The 18,513-nt window shown below is 60.1% G+C and carries 19 protein-coding genes; 10 read left to right on the top strand and 9 right to left on the bottom strand.

The genetic code is table 11. The annotated features are described in order from the left end of the window. Positions 1–96 precede the first annotated feature (96 nt). The 6 genes from AB4P96_RS29005 (at position 97) to AB4P96_RS28980 (ending at position 6,565) form a co-directional block, all read left to right on the top strand. On the top strand, positions 97–1,011 hold the full coding sequence (locus tag AB4P96_RS29005; protein WP_017136076.1) for a branched-chain amino acid ABC transporter permease: 915 nt from the start codon (positions 97–99) through the stop codon (positions 1,009–1,011). Positions 1,012–1,013: 2 nt separating this feature from the next. Beyond that, on the top strand, positions 1,014–2,291 hold the full coding sequence (gene livM / locus AB4P96_RS29000; protein WP_017136077.1) for a high-affinity branched-chain amino acid ABC transporter permease LivM: 1,278 nt from the start codon (positions 1,014–1,016) through the stop codon (positions 2,289–2,291). Beyond that, complete coding sequence (locus AB4P96_RS28995; RefSeq protein ID WP_017136078.1) at positions 2,288–3,163, top strand: ABC transporter ATP-binding protein; 876 nt, start codon at positions 2,288–2,290, stop codon at positions 3,161–3,163. Before livM ends, AB4P96_RS28995 begins: the two co-directional genes overlap by 4 nt. Then, on the top strand, positions 3,160–3,876 hold the full coding sequence (locus AB4P96_RS28990) for an ABC transporter ATP-binding protein (RefSeq protein WP_017136079.1): 717 nt from the start codon (positions 3,160–3,162) through the stop codon (positions 3,874–3,876). Before AB4P96_RS28995 ends, AB4P96_RS28990 begins: the two co-directional genes overlap by 4 nt. A gap of 821 nt (positions 3,877–4,697) precedes the next feature. After that, a complete protein-coding gene (locus AB4P96_RS28985) occupies positions 4,698–5,462 on the top strand; it encodes an SDR family oxidoreductase (RefSeq protein ID WP_058422443.1) in 765 nt (254 codons plus the stop codon). Positions 5,463–5,659: 197 nt separating this feature from the next. After that, entirely contained in the window at positions 5,660–6,565 is a 906-nt protein-coding gene (locus AB4P96_RS28980; protein ID WP_017136799.1) for a cation diffusion facilitator family transporter, read from the top strand. 102 nt (positions 6,566–6,667) lie between these two features. On the opposite strand, the gene AB4P96_RS28975 is transcribed toward AB4P96_RS28980, so the two are convergent. The 5 genes from AB4P96_RS28975 to ureE all read right to left on the bottom strand — a co-directional run bounded on the left by AB4P96_RS28975 (position 6,668) and on the right by ureE (position 10,340). Further along, positions 6,668–7,777, bottom strand: coding sequence for an AGE family epimerase/isomerase (locus AB4P96_RS28975; protein ID WP_395600361.1), 1,110 nt, complete (start codon positions 7,775–7,777; stop codon positions 6,668–6,670). A 171-nt stretch (positions 7,778–7,948) separates the two neighbouring features. Continuing rightward, positions 7,949–8,521: a HupE/UreJ family protein gene (locus tag AB4P96_RS28970; protein WP_017136797.1), complete on the bottom strand. Its 573-nt coding sequence runs from the start codon at positions 8,519–8,521 to the stop codon at positions 7,949–7,951. A gap of 23 nt (positions 8,522–8,544) precedes the next feature. Continuing rightward, complete coding sequence (ureG, locus tag AB4P96_RS28965; RefSeq protein ID WP_017136796.1) at positions 8,545–9,159, bottom strand: urease accessory protein UreG; 615 nt, start codon at positions 9,157–9,159, stop codon at positions 8,545–8,547. 9 nt (positions 9,160–9,168) lie between these two features. Then, complete coding sequence (locus AB4P96_RS28960; protein ID WP_395600360.1) at positions 9,169–9,843, bottom strand: urease accessory protein UreF; 675 nt, start codon at positions 9,841–9,843, stop codon at positions 9,169–9,171. Then, positions 9,840–10,340: an urease accessory protein UreE gene (ureE, locus tag AB4P96_RS28955; protein ID WP_017136794.1), complete on the bottom strand. Its 501-nt coding sequence runs from the start codon at positions 10,338–10,340 to the stop codon at positions 9,840–9,842. The genes AB4P96_RS28960 and ureE overlap by 4 nt, the downstream gene beginning before the upstream one ends. A 339-nt stretch (positions 10,341–10,679) precedes the next feature. Between ureE and AB4P96_RS28950 the strand changes: the two genes are divergently transcribed. Next, the gene (locus AB4P96_RS28950; protein WP_017136793.1) at positions 10,680–11,168 is read left to right on the top strand and encodes a C40 family peptidase; all 489 of its coding nucleotides are present in this window, start codon (positions 10,680–10,682) and stop codon (positions 11,166–11,168) included. Positions 11,169–11,174: 6 nt separating this feature from the next. On the opposite strand, the gene AB4P96_RS28945 is transcribed toward AB4P96_RS28950, so the two are convergent. Together AB4P96_RS28945 and AB4P96_RS28940 are read right to left on the bottom strand one after the other, a co-directional pair. Continuing rightward, positions 11,175–11,807, bottom strand: a complete 633-nt coding sequence (locus AB4P96_RS28945) for a TetR family transcriptional regulator (protein ID WP_017136792.1) — start codon at positions 11,805–11,807, stop codon at positions 11,175–11,177. Positions 11,808–11,971: 164 nt separating this feature from the next. Next, positions 11,972–12,382 (bottom strand): hypothetical protein, encoded by a 411-nt coding sequence (locus AB4P96_RS28940; protein ID WP_099548110.1) that lies wholly within the window; start codon positions 12,380–12,382, stop codon positions 11,972–11,974. A 346-nt stretch (positions 12,383–12,728) separates the two neighbouring features. Here AB4P96_RS28940 and AB4P96_RS28935 point away from each other — a divergent pair, with 346 nt between their 5' ends. Beyond that, a complete protein-coding gene (locus tag AB4P96_RS28935; RefSeq protein WP_395600359.1) occupies positions 12,729–14,795 on the top strand; it encodes an AsmA family protein in 2,067 nt (688 codons plus the stop codon). A gap of 204 nt (positions 14,796–14,999) precedes the next feature. On the opposite strand, the gene AB4P96_RS28930 is transcribed toward AB4P96_RS28935, so the two are convergent. Further along, positions 15,000–15,530, bottom strand: a complete 531-nt coding sequence (locus AB4P96_RS28930) for a bacterioferritin (protein WP_017136789.1) — start codon at positions 15,528–15,530, stop codon at positions 15,000–15,002. A 201-nt stretch (positions 15,531–15,731) separates the two neighbouring features. Between AB4P96_RS28930 and AB4P96_RS28925 the strand changes: the two genes are divergently transcribed. After that, on the top strand, positions 15,732–16,622 hold the full coding sequence (locus tag AB4P96_RS28925; RefSeq protein WP_017136788.1) for a triacylglycerol lipase: 891 nt from the start codon (positions 15,732–15,734) through the stop codon (positions 16,620–16,622). Positions 16,623–16,735: 113 nt separating this feature from the next. On the opposite strand, the gene AB4P96_RS28920 is transcribed toward AB4P96_RS28925, so the two are convergent. Continuing rightward, the gene (locus tag AB4P96_RS28920) at positions 16,736–17,623 is read right to left on the bottom strand and encodes a DMT family transporter (RefSeq protein ID WP_138449247.1); all 888 of its coding nucleotides are present in this window, start codon (positions 17,621–17,623) and stop codon (positions 16,736–16,738) included. A gap of 98 nt (positions 17,624–17,721) precedes the next feature. On the opposite strand from AB4P96_RS28920, the gene AB4P96_RS28915 reads away from it, so the two are divergent. Continuing rightward, a complete protein-coding gene (locus AB4P96_RS28915) occupies positions 17,722–18,510 on the top strand; it encodes a helix-turn-helix transcriptional regulator (RefSeq protein ID WP_017136786.1) in 789 nt (262 codons plus the stop codon). Positions 18,511–18,513: the final 3 nt, after the last annotated feature.

The following is an 18,513-nucleotide window of genomic DNA, read 5'->3' as shown; positions in this document are numbered from 1 at the left end:
CCCACAGGGAGTGGTGTTGATATCGATATCTGTCTTTTCCTCCAGAAGCGCCGCGCACTCAACCGTGTGCAGGTGCTCACCGCGTGAGATTGCGTTATGGATGGTATTTTCCTGCAGCAACTGGTCAACGGCCTGACCCTCGGGTCGGTCTACGGCCTGATCGCCATCGGCTACACAATGGTCTATGGCATCATTGGCATGATCAACTTCGCCCACGGCGAGGTTTATATGATTTCCGCTTACCTCGCGGCGATCAGTCTGGCACTGCTGGCTTACTTCGGCATCGAATCCTTCCCGCTGCTCATTCTCGGCACTCTGATCTTCACCGTGGTCGTCACCGGCGTGTACGGTTGGGTCATCGAGCGTGTCGCCTACAAACCGCTGCGTAACTCCACCCGGCTGGCACCGTTAATCAGCGCCATCGGTATCTCCCTGATCCTGCAAAACTATGCGCAGATCGCTCAGGGCGCGAAACAACAAGGCATTCCAACCCTGCTGGCCGGCGCCTGGCGCGTCGATATCGGCACGGGCTTCGTGCAGTTGACCTACACCAAGGTGTTTATCCTGGTGGCCGCGTTTCTCGGCATGGGCCTGCTGACCTACATCATCAAATACACCAAGCTCGGCCGCATGTGCCGCGCCACCCAGCAAGACCGCAAGATGGCCTCGATCCTGGGCATCAACACCGACCGCGTGATCTCCTACGTGTTCGTCATCGGTGCCGCCATGGCCGCCCTGGCCGGCGTGCTGATCACCCTCAACTACGGCACCTTCGACTTCTATGCCGGCTTCATCATCGGCATCAAGGCATTTACCGCAGCGGTACTCGGCGGCATCGGCTCCCTGCCTGGGGCGATGTTGGGCGGGATCATCCTGGGTATCTCCGAGTCGTTGTTTTCGGGGTTGATCAACTCTGACTACAAAGACGTGTTCAGCTTCTCCCTGCTGGTGGTGATTCTGATCTTCCGTCCTCAGGGCCTGCTTGGTCGCCCACTCGTGGCTAAGGTGTAAACATGTCTGCTGCCAAATCTATCGATATCAAGAAAAGTGTGGTCGATACGGTCCTTGCCGGGCTGATTTCGTTGATCGTGTTCGGTCCGATTGTCGGCGTGGTCCTCGACGGGTATAGCTTTAACCTCGAGCCTGCGCGGGTGGCCACGTTGGTCGCCATCGTGATGGCCGGGCGCTTTGCCTTGAGCCTGTTCCTGCAAACCCCCAAGGGCGTGAAGATCCTGCAGGGTTTCGAGAGCAGTGGCTCCGGCGTGCACGTGTTGCCGCCGGACTACAAATCGCGGCTGCGCTGGATCATCCCGGCACTGATCGTGATCGCGATCGTGTTCCCGATCTTCGCCAACAAGTACCTGCTGACCGTGGTGATTCTCGGGCTGATCTACGTGTTGCTCGGCCTTGGCCTGAACATCGTGGTGGGCCTGGCCGGTTTGCTCGACCTGGGTTACGTGGCGTTCTACGCCATCGGCGCCTACGGCCTGGCGCTCGGTTATCAATACCTGGGCCTGGGCTTCTGGAGTGTGTTGCCTCTGGCGGCCATCGCTGCCGCGCTGGCGGGCTGCATACTCGGGTTCCCGGTGCTGCGAATGCACGGCGATTATCTCGCCATCGTGACCCTGGGCTTTGGTGAAATCATCCGCCTGGTGCTCAACAACTGGCTGTCGTTCACCGGTGGCCCCAACGGTATGCCGGTGCCTTCGCCGACCTTTCTCGGCCTGGAATTCGGGCGCAAGGCCAAGGATGGCGGGATTCCGTTCCACGAGTTCTTCGGCATCGATTACAACCCCAACATCAAGTTCATGTTCATCTACATCGTGCTGTTCCTGGTGGTACTGGCCGTGCTGTACATCAAGCACCGCCTGACCCGTATGCCGGTCGGCCGCGCCTGGGAAGCCTTGCGCGAAGATGAAATCGCCTGCCGTTCCATGGGCCTGAACCATGTACTGGTCAAGCTTTCGGCGTTCACCATCGGGGCCTCGACTGCGGGTCTGGCCGGGGTGTTCTTCGCCAGCTACCAAGGCTTCGTCAACCCGTCGTCGTTTACCTTCTTCGAATCGGCGCTGATCCTGGCCATCGTGGTGTTGGGCGGCATGGGTTCGACAGTCGGTGTGGTGATTGCGGCGTTCGTCTTGACCGTCGCGCCGGAGTTGCTGCGCAGCTTCTCCGAATACCGCGTGCTGCTGTTTGGCGTGTTGATGGTGGTGATGATGATTTGGCGGCCACGCGGGCTGATCCGCATCAGCCGAACCGGTGTGACCCCACGTAAAGGAGTGGCGCCATGAGCAAAGAAGTCGTCCTCTCAGTGGAACACCTGATGATGCACTTCGGTGGCATCAAGGCCTTGAGCGATGTGAGCCTCAAGGTCAAACGCAACTCGATCTTCGCCCTGATCGGCCCCAACGGCGCGGGCAAGACCACGGTGTTCAACTGCCTCACCGGCTTCTACAAAGCCAGCGGCGGCAAGATCGAACTGAACATTCGTGGCAAGCAGACCAACGTGATCCAGTTGCTCGGCGAACGCTTCAAGGCCGTCGACTTTGTGTCGCCAAAAAGCTTCTTCAGCCGCGTGTACTACAAGATGTTCGGCGGCACCCACCTGGTCAACCGCGCAGGGTTGGCGCGGACCTTCCAGAACATTCGCCTGTTCAAGGAAATGTCGGTGCTGGAAAACCTGCTGGTGGCCCAGCACATGTGGGTCAACCGCAACATGCTGGCGGGCATCCTCAATACCAAGGGCTACCGTAAGGCCGAAAGCGATGCCCTCGACCACGCCTTCTATTGGCTGGAAGTGGTGGACCTGGTGGACTGCGCCAACCGCCTGGCCGGTGAGCTTTCCTACGGCCAGCAACGCCGCCTGGAAATCGCGCGCGCCATGTGCACCCGGCCGCAGATCATCTGCCTGGACGAACCGGCAGCGGGCCTCAACCCGCAGGAAACCGAAGCCCTCAGCGCGATGATTCGCCTGCTGCGCGACGAACACGACCTGACAGTGGTGCTGATCGAACACGACATGGGCATGGTGATGAGTATTTCCGACCACATCGTGGTGCTCGACCACGGCAACGTGATCGCCGAAGGCGGCCCGGACGCGATCCGCAACGACCCGAAAGTGATTGCCGCCTACCTGGGCGCAGACGAAGAGGAGCTGGTATGAGTGCACCTATCCTCGAAATGAAGGACCTGGACGTGTTTTACGGCCCGATCCAGGCCCTGAAAAAAGTCTCGCTGCACATTAACGAAGGCGAAACCGTGAGCCTGATCGGCTCCAACGGCGCGGGTAAATCCACGCTGCTGATGTCGATTTTCGGCCAGCCGCGCGCCGAGTCCGGGCAAATTCTGTACAACGGCGTCGACATTACCCACAAGTCGTCCCACTACATCGCCTCCAACGGCATTGCGCAGTCGCCGGAAGGGCGGCGGGTGTTCCCCGACATGACCGTCGAGGAAAACCTGCTGATGGGCACCATCCCGATTGGTGACAAGTATGCGCAGGAAGACATGCAGCGCATGTTCGAGCTGTTCCCTCGGCTCAAGGAGCGGCGCACCCAGCGCGCAATGACCATGTCCGGTGGTGAGCAGCAAATGCTCGCCATCGCCCGCGCGCTGATGAGCCGGCCCAAACTGCTGTTGCTGGACGAACCGAGCCTGGGCCTGGCGCCCATTGTGGTGAAGCAGATTTTTTCCACACTGCGCGAGCTGGCGGCCACCGGGATGACTATCTTCCTGGTGGAACAAAACGCTAACCACGCGCTGCGCCTGTCGGACCGGGCGTATGTGATGGTTAACGGCGAGATCCGCCTGACGGGCACCGGCAAGGAATTGCTGGTGAATGAGGAAGTGCGCAACGCCTACCTCGGCGGGCATTGATCTAAAGGCCTGACGCAATAACCCCATGTGGGAACCGGCTCTCTGTGGGAGCTGGCTTGCCTGCGATGCAAGCACCTCGGTCTTTCAGGTAGACCGAGGAGATGCCATCGCAGGCAAGCCAGCTCCCACATGGAACGGTTCCCACAGGTGTTTTTGGGGTGTTTTCAGTGCTCCCGCCAAATTGTGGAAAACAAATCCAGAGACCCTCCAAAGCGCGACATATAGCCGCCGCAAATCCCTGTTTTGTCACAGTTTTGACTTGTCCCCATCCGCTGTGGAACCGGCTGTGGGTAACGTGGGAGTAGCTGGCTGCAAGCCTTTAAAACCGTGGCTTGCAGCGTGGTGGTTGTTTATTGATCAGCCGGTTTTTGCTGGCCTGCCGAGGGCTTTGTCAACCTGTTTAAAGACACAGGTATATGACTGATTTATGTCGGAACAGCCTGTGGATAAGTCTGTGACTAAACTCTGGAAAGACGGCCGCAGAGGCCGGAATGACTGGCCTGGAGCCATCGTTCGGATTTTCCCTCTTGCCATTGGGCTACATACGCCTTGGCCAAGGTCAAGCAAAAAACTTTCTGAAATCGCCTGCAAGCCTTGTATAGAGCGGCTTGGCGCTTTTTACACTTGCCCCCAAAGACTGTGGGCGCAGTTGTGGATAACCTGCGTGCATATGGCTGCACGCCACGTTCTATAAGGCTTTGCCTGAAGTGATCAAAAAACAACCAGCCGTGTATGAAGTTATGCGCTTAGCGGTTGCTGCAATCGCGGCGTAAGGGCATTCTGCTGGCTGTTTTTTTTCCGATGCCCGCAAGGAGAACACCATGTCCGACACGCTGTTTATTACTGGCGCCACCTCTGGTTTTGGCGAAGCTTGCGCCCGTCGTTTTGCCGACGCTGGCTGGAAACTGGTGCTTACCGGCCGTCGTGCTGACCGTTTGAATGCCTTGGTCGAAGAGCTTTCCAAGCAGACCGAAGTGCATGGCCTGGTGGTGGACGTGCGTGACCGCAAGGGTATGGAGGAGGCCATCGCCAACCTGCCGCCGTCGTTCGCCAAGTTGCGCGGGCTGATCAACAACGCCGGCCTGGCCGTGGGCACCGACCCTGCGCCCAAGTGCAGCCTCGACGATTGGGAAACCATGGTCGACACCAACATCAAAGGCCTGCTGACCACCACCAACCTGCTGTTGCCGCGCCTGATCGCCCACGGCCGTGGCGCCGGCATCATCAACCTGGGGTCCATCGCCGGTAACTACCCTTACCCGGGCAGCCACGTGTACGGCGGCTCCAAGGCGTTCGTGAAGCAGTTCTCGCTGAACCTGCGTTGCGACCTGCAAGGCACTGGCGTGCGCGTGACCAACATCGAGCCAGGCCTGTGTGAGAGCGAGTTCTCGCTGGTGCGCTTTGGCGGTGACCAGGCGCGTTATGACGCGACCTATGCCGGTGCCGAGCCGATCCAGCCGCAGGACATTGCCGACACGATCTTCTGGGTGATGAATACCCCGGCGCACGTGAACATCAACCGGTTGGAGCTGATGCCGGTGAGCCAGACCTGGGCTGGGTTTGCGATTGAGCGTGGGGCCAAGTAAGGCTTAAGACCGCGTTGCGTCCTTCGCAGGCAAGCCAGCTCCCACACTTGACCGAGTTCCTGCATGAGAATGCGGCCGAATGTGGGAGCTGGCTTGCCTGCGATGGCGTCAAATCGGCCAAAACAGGACATAAGGTACACTCCACTCCTGAAAACCCCTCCGCACTGTGCGGTTTAAAGGTTTTGACGGGAGGAAATGTGAGTAACCGAGGTGAGCAGGCACTGCTCAAACAATCGACGATTCTGATGTTCGCGGTCGCGATCGCCGGGATTGTCACGGGTGTGATATCTGGCGCCCAGTCCATTCTATTCGACGGCTTTTTCTCGCTGATCGCCACCGCCATCAAGGTGCTGATGCTGATCACGGCCAAGCTGATCGCCAAGAAAAGCAACGAGCGCTTCCAGTTCGGCTACTGGCACCTGGAGCCGATGGTGCTGCTGATCGAAGGCAGCTTCCTGTTGTTGATCGCGATCTACGCGTTTCTCAACGGTGTGTTCGGCATCATCAATGGCGGGCGTGAGATTGAGTTGGGACTGGTGATCGTCTACGCGGCAGTGTTTACCGTTGTCGAGTTTGCCTACTTCTTCTACGTGCGCTATCGCAATCGCGAGCTCAAATCTTCACTGATCCAGTTCGACAACATCAGTTGGCTGGTGGACGCGATGCTGTCGGTGGGCTTGCTGATCAGCTTCCTCGCTGCGCTGTTGCTCAAGTCCCAGGGCTATGGCGAGTGGGCGGTGTATGTCGACCCATTGATCCTGATTCTGCTGGCCCTGAGCATGCTGGCGCCGGCGTTCAAGATCCTGCGCCCGGCGTTGCGTGAGGTGCTGGGCATTGCCCCGGACCACTTGGATGACAAAGTGCGCGAAGTGATGGATGCCGCCCAGGCCAGGCACGGTTTTGATGACTACGTGTCTTACGTGCAAAAGCACGGGCGGGCGCGGTTTATCGAGATTCATGTGGTGTTGCCGGCCAATTACCCGGTAGATAACGTGGCGACGCTTGATGGGCTGCGCGAGGAGATATCCACAGGGTTGGGTACGCCGGATGCGGCGCGCTGGTTGACGATCAGTTTTACTGGGGATCGCAAGTGGATTGCATGACAGTCAGGTAGACCGCTATCGCAGGCAAGCCAGCTCCCACATTTGACTGTGTTCACACATCAAAATGTGGGAGCTGGCTTGCCTGCGATGAGGCACTAAAGGTCAACCCAGATGCTGGATCAGCCCCTGATAGCAAGTCGCCAAGTGATACGGTGTAGTCGACGGCATATCCCGCCGGCTCACTGCGCCCTTGGCATCCAGGCATTCATGCCAGCCTTTCTCATGCAAAAAGTTCTGTTGCAGCGCCAGCAATTGGCGTTGCAACACCGCCTCACTGCCCGGCCGCAAGGTCAGCGCCCGCAGGTATTCAGCCTGTGCCCAGATCCGTTGCGTGCCGTCGCGCACGCTGCCATCCAGCGCGAGCATGCCGCTGACCGCGCCACTTAACTTATCCACACCCTTAAGCTCTGCATAGGCAAATGCCCGCGTCAGCGAGGCATGCAAGGGTGTGCGGCGCAGTACCTCTGAAGAGTCGAGCAAAAAGAACCACTCGAACTGGTGTCCCGGCTCAAACCAGTTATCCACAGCGCCCAGCGGTTTTTCCATCATCACGCCGTGCTGGCGGTCGATGAAGCGCTTCTGCAGGGCGGTGGCGAGGTCCAGCAACGCATCCTGGGTGATCGCGTCTTCACGCACGGCCAGGGTGGCGAGGAAACCTTCGGCCAGGTGCATCAGTGGGTTTTGCAGTGGGCCGGACTTGAGCGATGACCAGTTGCGCTCCAATACGGCTTCGTACAGGCCGTCGCCGGTGGCGAAACGTTCGGCGACCACGGCCAGGGCCGCATCGAGTACCGACTCCACCAACGGCTCGCGTACTTTGGCCCAATAGTGGGCGCAGGCGAAGATGATGAAGGCGTGGGTGTAGAGGTCTTTGCGCTTGTCCAGCGGTTTGCCGTGGGCGTCGATGCTGTAGAACCAACCGCCGTGTTCGGCATCATGAAAATGCCGTTGCAGCGAACGAAACAGCGCCGCTGCACGCTCTTCGGCAAACGCTGCACCCGGCTCGCCGATCAGGCTGGCGAACAGGTACAACTGCCGGGCGCAGGCCATGGCGCGGTAGCGTTGCGGGGGCAATGGCTGGTGATCGGCGCCCAGCGCCTCGTAGGGCAGCGCCAAGTCGGCGTTCCAGCCCGGGCCTTGCCACAGCGGCACGATCAGGGTGTGGAAGTGCGTGAGCACGGCATTCAAGGAAGGTTGGGAAGCGATGGGCATCGGCTGGCGTCGTCACGGCAGAGGTGTAGGCGCGCATGGTAGCAGGCTTGAGTTCTGTGGTGTTTGTGCCACCGCCATCGCAGGCAAGCCAGCTCCCACCTTTGGATCTGTGAACACAGTCAAAGGTGGGAGCTGGCTTGCCTGCGATGGTGCCCTCAGCAGCGCCGCCAATCAGCCCGCCAGCAACCAAACCCCGGTTGCCGCCGAAGCTGCCCCGGCAACCCGTACCAGCGGCGCCGCAGCAGCCGGCAGGAAACGCACCACCGCATACCCGGCAGCATGCAGCGCCGCCGTCGCGGCCACAAAGCCGGCCGCATACGCCCACGGGCTGGACATGTCAGGCAGCTCCAGGCCGTGCGCCACACCGTGGAACAACGCAAACAACGCCGTCGCCGCCACCGCCACAAACAACGGCGGCCGCACTGCCAGCGCTACCGCCAAGCCCAGCGCCAGTACCGAGGCAGCAATCCCGCTTTCCAGCGCCGGCAGTTCCAGGCCTTCAAAGCCGAGCAGGCCGCCCACCAGCATGGTGCCGACAAACGCGCAAGGCAGTGCCCAGCGCGCCTTGCCTTGTTGCTGCGCGGCCCACAACCCAACCGCGACCATGGCCAGTAAATGATCAATACCGCCCAATGGGTGGCTGATACCGGCCACCAGACCATTATCGCCATGCCCGGGGTGAGCGAAGGCAAGGGCCGGTGCCAGCAGCAGGGCGGCGGTTGCAAGAATTTTGTTGAGTCCCATACAGGCTCCTTTTGGGGGTGTGATCAGGCTGCAGTCAGCAAACCCTGACGTTCGATAAAGGCGACGATTTCATCCAGGCCGATGCCGGTTTTCTGGTTGCTGAACACAAAGGGCTTACCGTTGCGCATGCGTGTGGTGTCGCTGTTCATCAGTTCCAGCGAGGCGCCGACCAGGGGCGCCAGGTCGATCTTGTTGATGACCAGCAAGTCGGATTTGCAAATACCGGGCCCGCCCTTGCGCGGCAGCTTGTCACCGGCAGACACATCGATCACGTAGATGGTCAGGTCTGACAGTTCCGGGCTGAACGTGGCCGACAAGTTGTCGCCGCCGGACTCCACCAGGATCAGGTCCAGGCCGGGGAAGCGGCGGTTGAGTTGGTCCACCGCTTCGAGGTTGATCGAGGCATCTTCACGAATCGCCGTGTGCGGGCAGCCGCCGGTTTCCACGCCGATGATGCGCTCGGGCGCCAGTGCCTGGTTGCGCACCAAAAAATCCGCGTCTTCGCGGGTGTAGATATCGTTGGTGACCACCGCCAGGTTGTAGCGGTCGCGCAGCGCCAGGCACAGCGCCAGGGTCAGGGCGGTCTTGCCGGAGCCCACTGGGCCGCCGATGCCGACACGCAAAGGTTGTGTGTTCATGTAGGTCTCCTAGGAACGGAACAGGCGGCTGTATTGGCGCTCATGGGCCATACACGCCAGGGACAGGCCGAACGCGGCGCTGCCGAAATGGGGAGGGTCGATGCGTGCCGCGTCCTGCTGGGCTTGTTGCAACAGGGGCAGCAATTGGCTGGTCAGGCGTTGGGCGGCTTGCTGGCCCAGCGGCAGGGTTTTCATCAGCACCGCCAATTGGTTTTCCAGCCAGCTCCACAGCCACGCGGCCAGGGCGTCATCGGGGTTGATGTGCCAGGCGCGGGCGGCCAAAGCCCAGCCCAGGGCCAGGTGGGGTTCATCACGTTGGGCCAGAAAGTGGCGCGCGGCGTCGTCCAGCTCCGGTAAACCGTTGAGCAGCTGTTGCAGGGAATAGCCCATTTGGCGACTTTCCTGATACAGCTCGCGGGTCTCGCGGCTGGCGCGGTGCTCTTCGCACAGCTGCGTCAAATGCGGCCAATCCTGTTCGGCGGCGGCGCGGCAATGGGCGAGCAACAGCGGCGCTTCAAAACGGGCGAGGTTGAGCAGCAACTGGTCGCTGATCCAGCGCCGGGCACTGGCTGCATCATTGACGCGGCCGTTCTCCACCGCCATCTCCAGGCCTTGGGAATAGCTGTAGCCACCAATCGGCAATTGCGGACTGGCCAGACGCAACAGCGCCCAGGCTGGGTTCATAGACGCACGCCGAACTGGTGCAGTTTGGGCGGGTAATTGAAGTCTTCATCGCCATGACGCGAATGATGATGGCCACCGCCATAGGCACCGTGTTCCGGCTGGAACGGAGCCTCGAGGGTTTGCGTGGTGGCGCCGAGCTGTTCGAGCATGGCTTTGAGTACGTAGTCATCGAGCAGGCGCAGCCAGCCGTCGCCGACTTGCAAGGCCACATGGCGGTTGCCGAGGTGATACGCCGCGCGGGTCAGTTCAAAGGCGTTGCTGCAGGTCACGTGCAGCAGCTGTTCAGGGCGGGCGACCACGCGTACCACGCGCCCGTCTTCCGCTTGCAGGCATTCGCCATCGTGCAGCGGCGGCTGGCCACGCTCCAGAAACAGGCCGACGTCTTCGCCGTCGGCACTGAAACAGCGCAGGCGGCTTTTGCTGCGGGCTTCGAAGTTCAGCAGCAGTTCGGCGGCCCAGAGGGCTTGGGGGGCGATTCGGCGGTGGATCACCAGCATCAGGAGGCTTCCAGCTATGAGCGATAAATGAGCTAGAGCAAGGGGCTTGCCAACCGTGTGTATGGGCGGGAAATCCCTGTAGGCAAGCACGGACATGCCACCGAATAGGGCGTCAGCCAATGGCGGCCGCGCTTCAAATTGGTGCGCTATTGGATTTATAGCACTGGATGGGGGCGCTTTTCGTTGAGCACCGTTGCGTAAAGGATGAAATTTCCTTCACCTGTTTCGCACTGGATTTTTCTCGGATTTGTCCTACGTGATTGAAGGATTTTCCGTTCAAAAAGTTACGCGCTGTTTCATTACGATGTGCGCCGTGTTTAATCCACTGCGACGCCGATCATGTTCAAAGTATTTTTGGTTTCACTTATTCTCAGCTTGTCCTGCGCCGTCATACCGGCCTCGGCCAATTTAAAAGCGCCTGTGGCCTTCGAACCTTCCGCCACCATCGACAACGTGATCGATCGTGCCCATGAGCTGCTCGGCACGCCGTATAAAAGCGGCGGTACCAAGGTTAACCAGGGGTTTGATTGCAGCAGCTTCCTGGTCTACCTGTTCAAGACCGAAGCCAATATCCGCCTGCCGCGCACCACCACAGAAATGCATCGATCAAGCGCCGCGACTGTTCAGCGCGAGGCGCTTAAGCCCGGCGACGCGGTATTTTTCAAAGGCAATGGGCGCGGACAGGTCAGCCATGTCGGCCTTTATATCGGCAAGGGCAAATTCATCCACTCGCCCAGCACCGGCAAACGCGTGCGTATCGATTCATTGAGCAACAGCTACTGGAAAAAGCACTACACCACCGCCAAGCGCTTCCACACGGCGGGCTGACCGGGCTTATTCGGTGCTGCCCAGCCCTTGCCAATGCTTGAGGCCGATAAAGATAAAGCGCAGTTGCTGGGTGATTTTCGCCTGGGGCGTAAGGTGGGCAGGCAGGGCCTGGGCCGGTGGGTCGATGATGTCGGGCAGGGTGGCGAACACACTCTTGACGATCAGGTCGGCCATCACATGTAAGCCGTCGGCATCCAGGTGCTGGAGCTTGGGCATCAACGTAAGGTCGGCAGCCAAGTCGCTGGTGATGTCTTCACGCAGCGCACCGATGGCTTGGCGCACGGCCAGGCAGCCACCGTATTGTTCGCGGGCCAGGAACAGGAATTGTGAACGGTTGGCTGAAACCACGTCCAGAAAGATCCGCACGGAGGCATCAATGATGCCGCCCATCACGAACTCGTTGTGACGGACCAGGCGAATGGTGGCGCGAAAGGTCTGACCGACTTCACTGACCAGCACGAGCCCCAGCTGGTCCATATCCTCAAAGTGACGATAGAACCCGGTCGGCACAATCCCGGCTGTCTTGGCCACTTCGCGCAGGCTCAGGCTGCCGAACCCACGGCCACACTCCATCAGATGGCGGGCTGCGTCCATCAAGGCGAGGCGGGTCTGTTGCTTCTGTTCGGCGCGGGGCAGCATCGGCGGGCGGGCTTTGTCGGCAAGTACAGCGACGCACTCTAGCAAAACAGCTTCAGCTACGTCGAACTTGGCGGGGTGTTGGGGTGTGATGCAGTTCAGATAAGCGTCAGATAAAAGCAAAAGCCCGATCTTCAGATCGGGCTTTTTTCTCGGCCACCACGGGGTTAGCTCTGTGCTTGATGCAGTTCTTGCAGACGGTCAGCACCGCCTTCAACAACGCCTTCGGTGTAAGCGCGTTTGTGGGCTTGCTCAGCACCGCCTTCTACCAGGCCTTTTTGTTCCAGGCGATCACGGCCACCTTCAGCAACGCCTTCGGTGTAAGCACGTTTGTTGGCTTGTTCAGCGCCACCTTCTACCAGGCCTTTCTCTTCCAGGCGGTTGCGACCGTTTTCAGCAACGGCGCCTTTGGCGTAGTCACGGTTTTCGTCTTCTTGCGAACCGCTGCGGGCCAGGGTCTGGCTCGACTGAACGGCTTGAGCTTTGTTCTGTGGGGTAGCTTGTTCAGCGGCTGGCAGGGCAAATGCGCTGGAAGCCAGGACCGACAGCAGAACAGTAGCGAGTATTTGGCGTTTCATGATGGGTTGCTCCTTGGGAGGGCGATAAAGTGGGTACAGGGCTAATGTTACTCTCGAGAAGTCGATATAAAAGTTCATAAACACAATGGTAATAATCAACAGAATTGATTGTTCCCCGCAGAGGCTCTAGAACGCGCCTCTCAAGCCCGCGCTTTTGCACCGTGGTGGGTATTTTCGACACGAACCTGGGTAACAATGGTGCGCTGTCGATGATGAAAACTGTCTTGTCGATCAGGAATGTGGCTTTTTGCGACTAAATCGCTGATCGGGTTAAACCCCCCGGCGGTTTGCCAGTCGTAGCCTTATAAGCTTTAGTTTTGCTATCTGTGTTGAGGAGTCCTGTGCAATGACGCGCACTCGTAAAATCGTGTTTTGGAGCTGCGCCAGCTTCGCTGTGTTAATCGCTATCGTGGTCTTGGTGCTGGTGATCTTTGATTGGAACCGCATCAAGCCGCCGCTCAATGCCAAGGTCTCCGAAGAATTGCATCGCCCGTTTGCCATTAATGGCAACCTCGCCGTGGTGTGGGCGCGCGAGGCCGATGAAGGCGGTTGGCGTGCCTGGGTGCCGTGGCCGCACGTGATTGCCGAAGACCTGACCCTGGGCAACCCGGACTGGTCAAAAAAACCGCAGATGGTCACGCTCAAACGCGTTGAGCTGCGCATCTCGCCCCTGGCGCTGTTGGCTCAGCGCGTGGTGATCCCGCGTATCGACCTCACCGAGCCAAGCGCCGACTTGCAGCGCCTTGCCGACGGTCGCGCCAACTGGACCTTCAAGTTCGACCCCAAAGACCCCAACGCCGAGCCTTCCAGCTGGGTGGTGGACATCGGCTCCATCGGTTTCGACAAGGGCCACGTGACCCTCGACGACCAAACCCTCAAGACCCAGTTGGATGTGATCATCGACCTGCTTGGCAAGCCGATTCCCTTCGGTGAAATCGTCGGCGACGCAGATGCCAAGAAGGCCCTGGAAAAAGGCTCGGCGCCGCAGGACTACGCATTCGGCCTCAAGGTCAAAGGCCAGTACCACGGCCAGAAACTCGACGGCACCGGCAAGATAGGCGGGCTGTTGGCCTTGCAGGACGCGGCCAAGCCGTTCCCGCTGCAAGCTCAAGTGAAAATCGCCGACACCAGCATTGCACTGGCCGGCACCCTGACCGATCCGCTGAACCTTGGCGCCCTGGACCTGCGGTTGAAACTGTCCGGTAGTAGCCTGGGCAACCTTTACCCGCTGACCGGCGTGACGCTGCCCGATTCTCCGGCCTACTCCACCGACGGCCATCTGATCGCCAAGCTGCATGAGGCCAGCGGCGCGTCATTCACCTATGAAAACTTCAACGGCAAGATCGGCAACAGTGATATCCACGGCAACCTCAGCTACGTCGCCAGCCAGCCACGCCCCAAGCTCAGCGGTACGCTGGTGTCCAACCAACTGCTGATGACCGACCTTGCACCGTTGATCGGTGCCGACTCCAACGCTAAACAGAAGGCCCGTGGTGGCGAGAGCAAGCAACCGGCGACCAAAGTGCTGCCGGTGGAAGAGTTCCGCACCGAGCGCTGGCGCGACATGGACGCCGACGTGGAATTCACCGGCAAACGTATCGTGCACAGCGCCGACTTGCCGTTCACCGACCTCTACACCCACTTGGTTCTCAACGATGGCGAGCTGAGCCTGCAACCCCTGCGCTTTGGCGTGGCGGGTGGCAAGCTGGATGCGCAGATTCGCTTGAACGGGCGCATCACGCCAATGGAAGGCCGTGCCAGGTTGACTGCACGCAACTTCAAGCTCAAACAGTTGTTCCCGACGTTCGAACCGATGAAGACCAGCTTTGGTGAGCTCAACGGCGACGCTGATATTTCCGGGCGCGGCAACTCCGTGGCGGCCTTGTTGGGCACCTCCAACGGTGACCTGAAAATGCTGATCAATGACGGCGCCATCAGCCGCGGCCTGATGGAAATTGCCGGGCTCAACGTGGGCAACTACGTGGTGGGCCGCTTGTTTGGCGACAAGGAAGTGAAGATCAACTGCGCGGCGGCAGACTTTGGCATCAAGACGGGTTTGGCGACGACGCGGCTGTTTGTGTTCGATACCGAGAACGCGATTATCTATATCGATGGCACGGCGAACATGGCGACCGAGCAGTTGGACTTGACCATCACGCCAGAGTCCAAGGGCTTTCGCTTGTTCTCCCTGCGTTCACCGTTGTACGTCAATGGCCCGTTTATCAAGCCTAATGCGGGTGTAAAGGCCGTGCCGCTGATGTTGCGGGGTGCCGGCATGGTCGCGCTGGGCGTAATCGCCGGCCCGGCGGCCGGGTTGCTGGCGTTGGTCGCTCCGAGCGGTGACGAGCCCAACCAGTGCGCACCGTTGCTGCAACAGATGAAGGAAGGCAAGGCGCCGAAAACCGTTAAGTAAAGCGTCCGCTCCTAGAGGGGATGTGACGCAGAGCGTCACTGGATGCATTACCACGCGGAGCGTGGGAACGATCAGGACCCGGCGCAAAAAAATGTGGGAGCTGGCTTGCCTGCGATAGCGCTGTAACAGTCGATACAGGCACTGACTGTTAGATTGTTATCGCGGGCAAGCCCGCTCCCACATGGGGTTCAGCGGTGAAGCGCGTTACAGGTCCTGCAGAATATCCGCCATGTCATCGGCGTGTTCTTCTTCCTGGGCCAGGATGTCTTCGAAGATTCGACGTGTAGTCGGGTCTTTATCACCGATGTACTGGATGATTTCGCGATAGCTGTCCACCGCGATCCGTTCGGCCACCAGGTCTTCGTAGACCATTTCCTTCAGGGTATTGCCGGCCACGTATTGGGCGTGGGAGTTCTTCGACAGCAGGTCGGGGTTGAACTCCGGCTCACCGCCCAACTGCACGATGCGTTCGGCCAGTTTGTCGGCGTGTTCGGCTTCCTGGGTGGCGTGCTCCAGGAACTCATCGGCCGCGACACTGGCTTTCAGGCCGCTGGCCATGAAGTAGTGACGCTTGTAGCGCAACACGCAGACCAGTTCAGTGGCCAGCGACTCATTGAGCAGGCGGATAATTTCCTCACGGTCGGCGTCGTAGCCTTCGGTCACGGCACCGTTCTCGACGTGCTGGCGGGCGCGGCTGCGCAGGGTTGCAACGTCGGTCAAGTTTGCTTGGGTCATCTCAATCTCCTGGTGCTAATCCGGTTTTGCGCCACGCTCTGTCGGCGTGATCACTCCAAGTTGTGAGTCCCGGGCAGCGCAAAAAGTTTTATCGGATTTCACACCGCCTGACCGGACACTTCTAAACGGCACAGTCATGGGGCAGTCATGTCGGGTGGTCTAGGATGGCGTTATCGCTTCCCCTACCAGGATGTTCGCCCTATGCCCGATTCCCTCGCCACGCGTTACCCCCTGGTGCTGGTACCCGGCATGCTGGGCTTTGTGCGCGTAGGCTTTTTCCCTTACTGGTACGGGATTGTCCCGGCGCTGCGGGCGGGTGGGGCGCAGGTATTTGCGGTTCAGGTGGCGCCGCTGGATTCCAGCGAGGTGCGTGGCGAGCAGTTGTTGGTACACATTGCGCAGATTCGTCGCGAGACCGGCGCCGACAAGGTCAACCTGATCGGCCATAGCCAGGGCGCGCTCACCGCGCGTTATGCCGCCGCCAGGCGCCCGGAGTGGGTGGCGTCAGTGACGTCGGTGGCTGGCCCCAACCATGGCTCGGAGCTGGCGGACCATATCCACGCCCATTACCCGGCTGACAGCGTGAAAGGCAGGCTGATGAGCGCGGTGTTTCACCTGGTTGCCTGGTGGATGGGCCTGCTGGAAACCGGCTATCGCGGCCCGCGCTTCAAGGCCGATCTAGAGGCTTCGCACCATTCGCTGACCAGTGCCGGTGTGGCGTTGTTTAACCGCCAGTATCCTCAAGGGCTGCCCGCTACCTGGGGCGGGCAGGGCGCTGAAGTGGTCAATGGCGTGCGTTATTACTCGTGGTCCGGCACCTTGCAGCCGGGCAAGACCGATCGTGGGCGCAACCTGCTGGACGGCACGAATCGCAGTTGCCGGTTGTTCGCCCGCAGCTTTGTGCGCGAGAAGGGCCAGTGTGACGGCATGGTCGGGCGCTACAGCTCGCACCTGGGCACGGTCATCGGCGATGACTACGCCCTGGATCACTTCGATATCGTCAACCAATCCTTGGGGTTGGTGGGCAAGGGCGCCGAGCCGATTCGGTTGTTTGTCGAGCATGCGCGGCGGCTGAAGGCGGCGGGGGTTTAACCGGGAGACCGGGTTATCGTTCATCGCAGGCAAGCCAGCTCCCACAGTTGGCCCCATTCCAAAGTTGGAACCTGGTCGAATGTGGGAGCTGGCTTGCCTGCGATAGCGATCTGTCAGGCGACGCCAACCTCACGGCGCACCGGCGTAATCCAACGCTCCGACAAAATCACCCCACCCAAGGTTAGCAAGCCGCCGACCAAGTGATACATCGCCAGTTTTTCCTTCAGCACCACCGCCGCAATCAATGCGGTAATCAACGGCAGCAAGTTGAAAAACAGTGTGGTGCGGCTTGGCCCCAGGTGTTTCACCGAGTGCATCCACGCCAGTGGCGCCAGCATCGACGCCAGCAGGCACGCGTACAGCACCAGTGGGATATTCGCCCAGCCCAAGCCGGCCTTGGCCGAGAACAGGAACAGCGGAAACAGCACCACCACCGCCACCAGTATCTGCAAATACAGCAACACCAGCGGCGGCAGGCGCAAATGCCATTTTTTCAGCAAGGTGCTGTAGACCGCGTAGGCCAGGGTGGCGAACAGCATCATGGCGTCACCCAGGTTGAGCCCGTGTTGCAGTAACGCGCCGAGGCTGCCGGCTGATACCACTACGACAACGCCTGCGAACGACAGCACTGCGCCGGTCAGCGCGCCGAAGGTGAGGCGTTGGCCGAGGCTGATGATGGCAGCGGTCAGCGACATCAACGGCATCAGCGACAGGATGATGCCCATGTTGGTGGCACTGGTCAGCGTCGCGGCGTAATAGGCCAGGCTTTGATACACCGCCATGCCCAGCACGCCGAGGATGAAGATCTTGCCCAGGTTCGGGCGGATCAGCGCCCAGTTGGCCAGCACCGGCTTGAGCATGAATGGGGTAAACAGCAATGCAGCCAGCAACCAGCGGTAAAAGCCGATTTCGGCGGGGAAGATCGAGCCCACGGCCAGTTTGTTGACCACGGTGTTGCCGGCCCAGATAAAGATGGCCAGCAGGGGGTACGCGTATTGCATCGAAAGAAACCAGGTGTGTTGATGAGCCGCGATTATCCCCCTGTCTGGATAGAAGCCTATACTGCGATCCAGACAACCGACCTTTGTATCCAGACAATATGGCCAGACACACCGTACGCCTCGCGGATTTTCGCAGCCTGCCGAGTCCGGTCTACTTCCGCTACTCCGAATTTGCGCCCGACACCGAGTGTACGCCGCACCGGCATGGCTGGGGCTCGCTGGACTATTCGGCCAATGGCGTGATGCGCATGGAAGTGGCCGGCAGCCGCTTTATGTCGCCTCCGCAGTACGCGGTGTGGATCCCACCCAATACCGAGCACAGCTCCTACAACGCCCAGGCGATTGTGTATCGCTCCGTGGGCCTGGCCCCGGCATTGTGCGCGCAACTCCCGCAGGCGCCGTGCACCTTGGCGATCAGTGACATTCTCAAGGCCATCCTCAGCGATTTTGCCCAGCGTGACGTCAATGTTCCTCAGAGTGAGGCCGATATACGCCTGGCCCAGGTGCTGGTGGACCAGCTCAAACAGGCGCCGATGCATGATTGCTTTCTGCCTTACGCGCGCCACCCCGGGCTGCTCGGCGTGCTCGAAGGCATGCAGGCCGACCCTGGCGACAATCGCCCGCTGGCGCAGTGGGCGGAGCAGGTGCATGTGAGTGAGCGCACCTTGGCACGCCAATTTGTGCGCGAGCTGGGCATCAGCTTCGGCGAATGGCGCCAGCGCCTGCGCTATCTTGCCGCCATCGAAGCCCTGGACAGCGACCGCAGCGTGCAACACGTAGCCTTTGACTTGGGTTACAGCACGGCCTCGGCGTTTATCGCCATGTTCCAGCGTCACGCCGGCTGCACCCCGGAGCAGTACCGACGGTCGAATATTCGCGGACGCTGAAGA

This window comes from Pseudomonas sp. B19125 (assembly GCF_044218855.1).
Taxonomy (GTDB): domain Bacteria; phylum Pseudomonadota; class Gammaproteobacteria; order Pseudomonadales; family Pseudomonadaceae; genus Aquipseudomonas; species Aquipseudomonas edaphica.
Note: the sequence above shows the minus strand (reverse complement) of the source record. Positions and strands in the feature narration are given on the sequence as shown.

Bases quoted from the DNA above. Each gene is read 5' to 3' on its own strand.
- AB4P96_RS28935 (WP_395600359.1), top strand. From the start codon at position 12,729: ATGACGCGCACTCGTAAAATCGTGTTTTGGAGCTGCGCCAGCTTCGCT.
- AB4P96_RS28995 (WP_017136078.1), top strand. From the start codon at position 2,288: ATGAGCAAAGAAGTCGTCCTCTCAGTGGAACACCTGATGATGCACTTC.
- AB4P96_RS28985 (WP_058422443.1), top strand. From the start codon at position 4,698: ATGTCCGACACGCTGTTTATTACTGGCGCCACCTCTGGTTTTGGCGAA.
- AB4P96_RS28990 (WP_017136079.1), top strand. From the start codon at position 3,160: ATGAGTGCACCTATCCTCGAAATGAAGGACCTGGACGTGTTTTACGGC.
- AB4P96_RS28945 (WP_017136792.1), bottom strand. From the start codon at position 11,807: ATGCTGCCCCGCGCCGAACAGAAGCAACAGACCCGCCTCGCCTTGATG.
- livM (WP_017136077.1), top strand. From the start codon at position 1,014: ATGTCTGCTGCCAAATCTATCGATATCAAGAAAAGTGTGGTCGATACG.
- AB4P96_RS28970 (WP_017136797.1), bottom strand. From the start codon at position 8,521: ATGGGACTCAACAAAATTCTTGCAACCGCCGCCCTGCTGCTGGCACCG.
- AB4P96_RS28960 (WP_395600360.1), bottom strand. From the start codon at position 9,843: ATGAACCCAGCCTGGGCGCTGTTGCGTCTGGCCAGTCCGCAATTGCCG.
- ureG (WP_017136796.1), bottom strand. From the start codon at position 9,159: ATGAACACACAACCTTTGCGTGTCGGCATCGGCGGCCCAGTGGGCTCC.
- ureE (WP_017136794.1), bottom strand. From the start codon at position 10,340: ATGCTGGTGATCCACCGCCGAATCGCCCCCCAAGCCCTCTGGGCCGCC.
- AB4P96_RS28930 (WP_017136789.1), bottom strand. From the start codon at position 15,530: ATGACCCAAGCAAACTTGACCGACGTTGCAACCCTGCGCAGCCGCGCC.
- AB4P96_RS29005 (WP_017136076.1), top strand. From the start codon at position 97: ATGGATGGTATTTTCCTGCAGCAACTGGTCAACGGCCTGACCCTCGGG.
- AB4P96_RS28920 (WP_138449247.1), bottom strand. From the start codon at position 17,623: ATGCAATACGCGTACCCCCTGCTGGCCATCTTTATCTGGGCCGGCAAC.
- AB4P96_RS28950 (WP_017136793.1), top strand. From the start codon at position 10,680: ATGTTCAAAGTATTTTTGGTTTCACTTATTCTCAGCTTGTCCTGCGCC.
- AB4P96_RS28975 (WP_395600361.1), bottom strand. From the start codon at position 7,777: ATGCCCATCGCTTCCCAACCTTCCTTGAATGCCGTGCTCACGCACTTC.
- AB4P96_RS28925 (WP_017136788.1), top strand. From the start codon at position 15,732: ATGCCCGATTCCCTCGCCACGCGTTACCCCCTGGTGCTGGTACCCGGC.
- AB4P96_RS28915 (WP_017136786.1), top strand. From the start codon at position 17,722: ATGGCCAGACACACCGTACGCCTCGCGGATTTTCGCAGCCTGCCGAGT.
- AB4P96_RS28940 (WP_099548110.1), bottom strand. From the start codon at position 12,382: ATGAAACGCCAAATACTCGCTACTGTTCTGCTGTCGGTCCTGGCTTCC.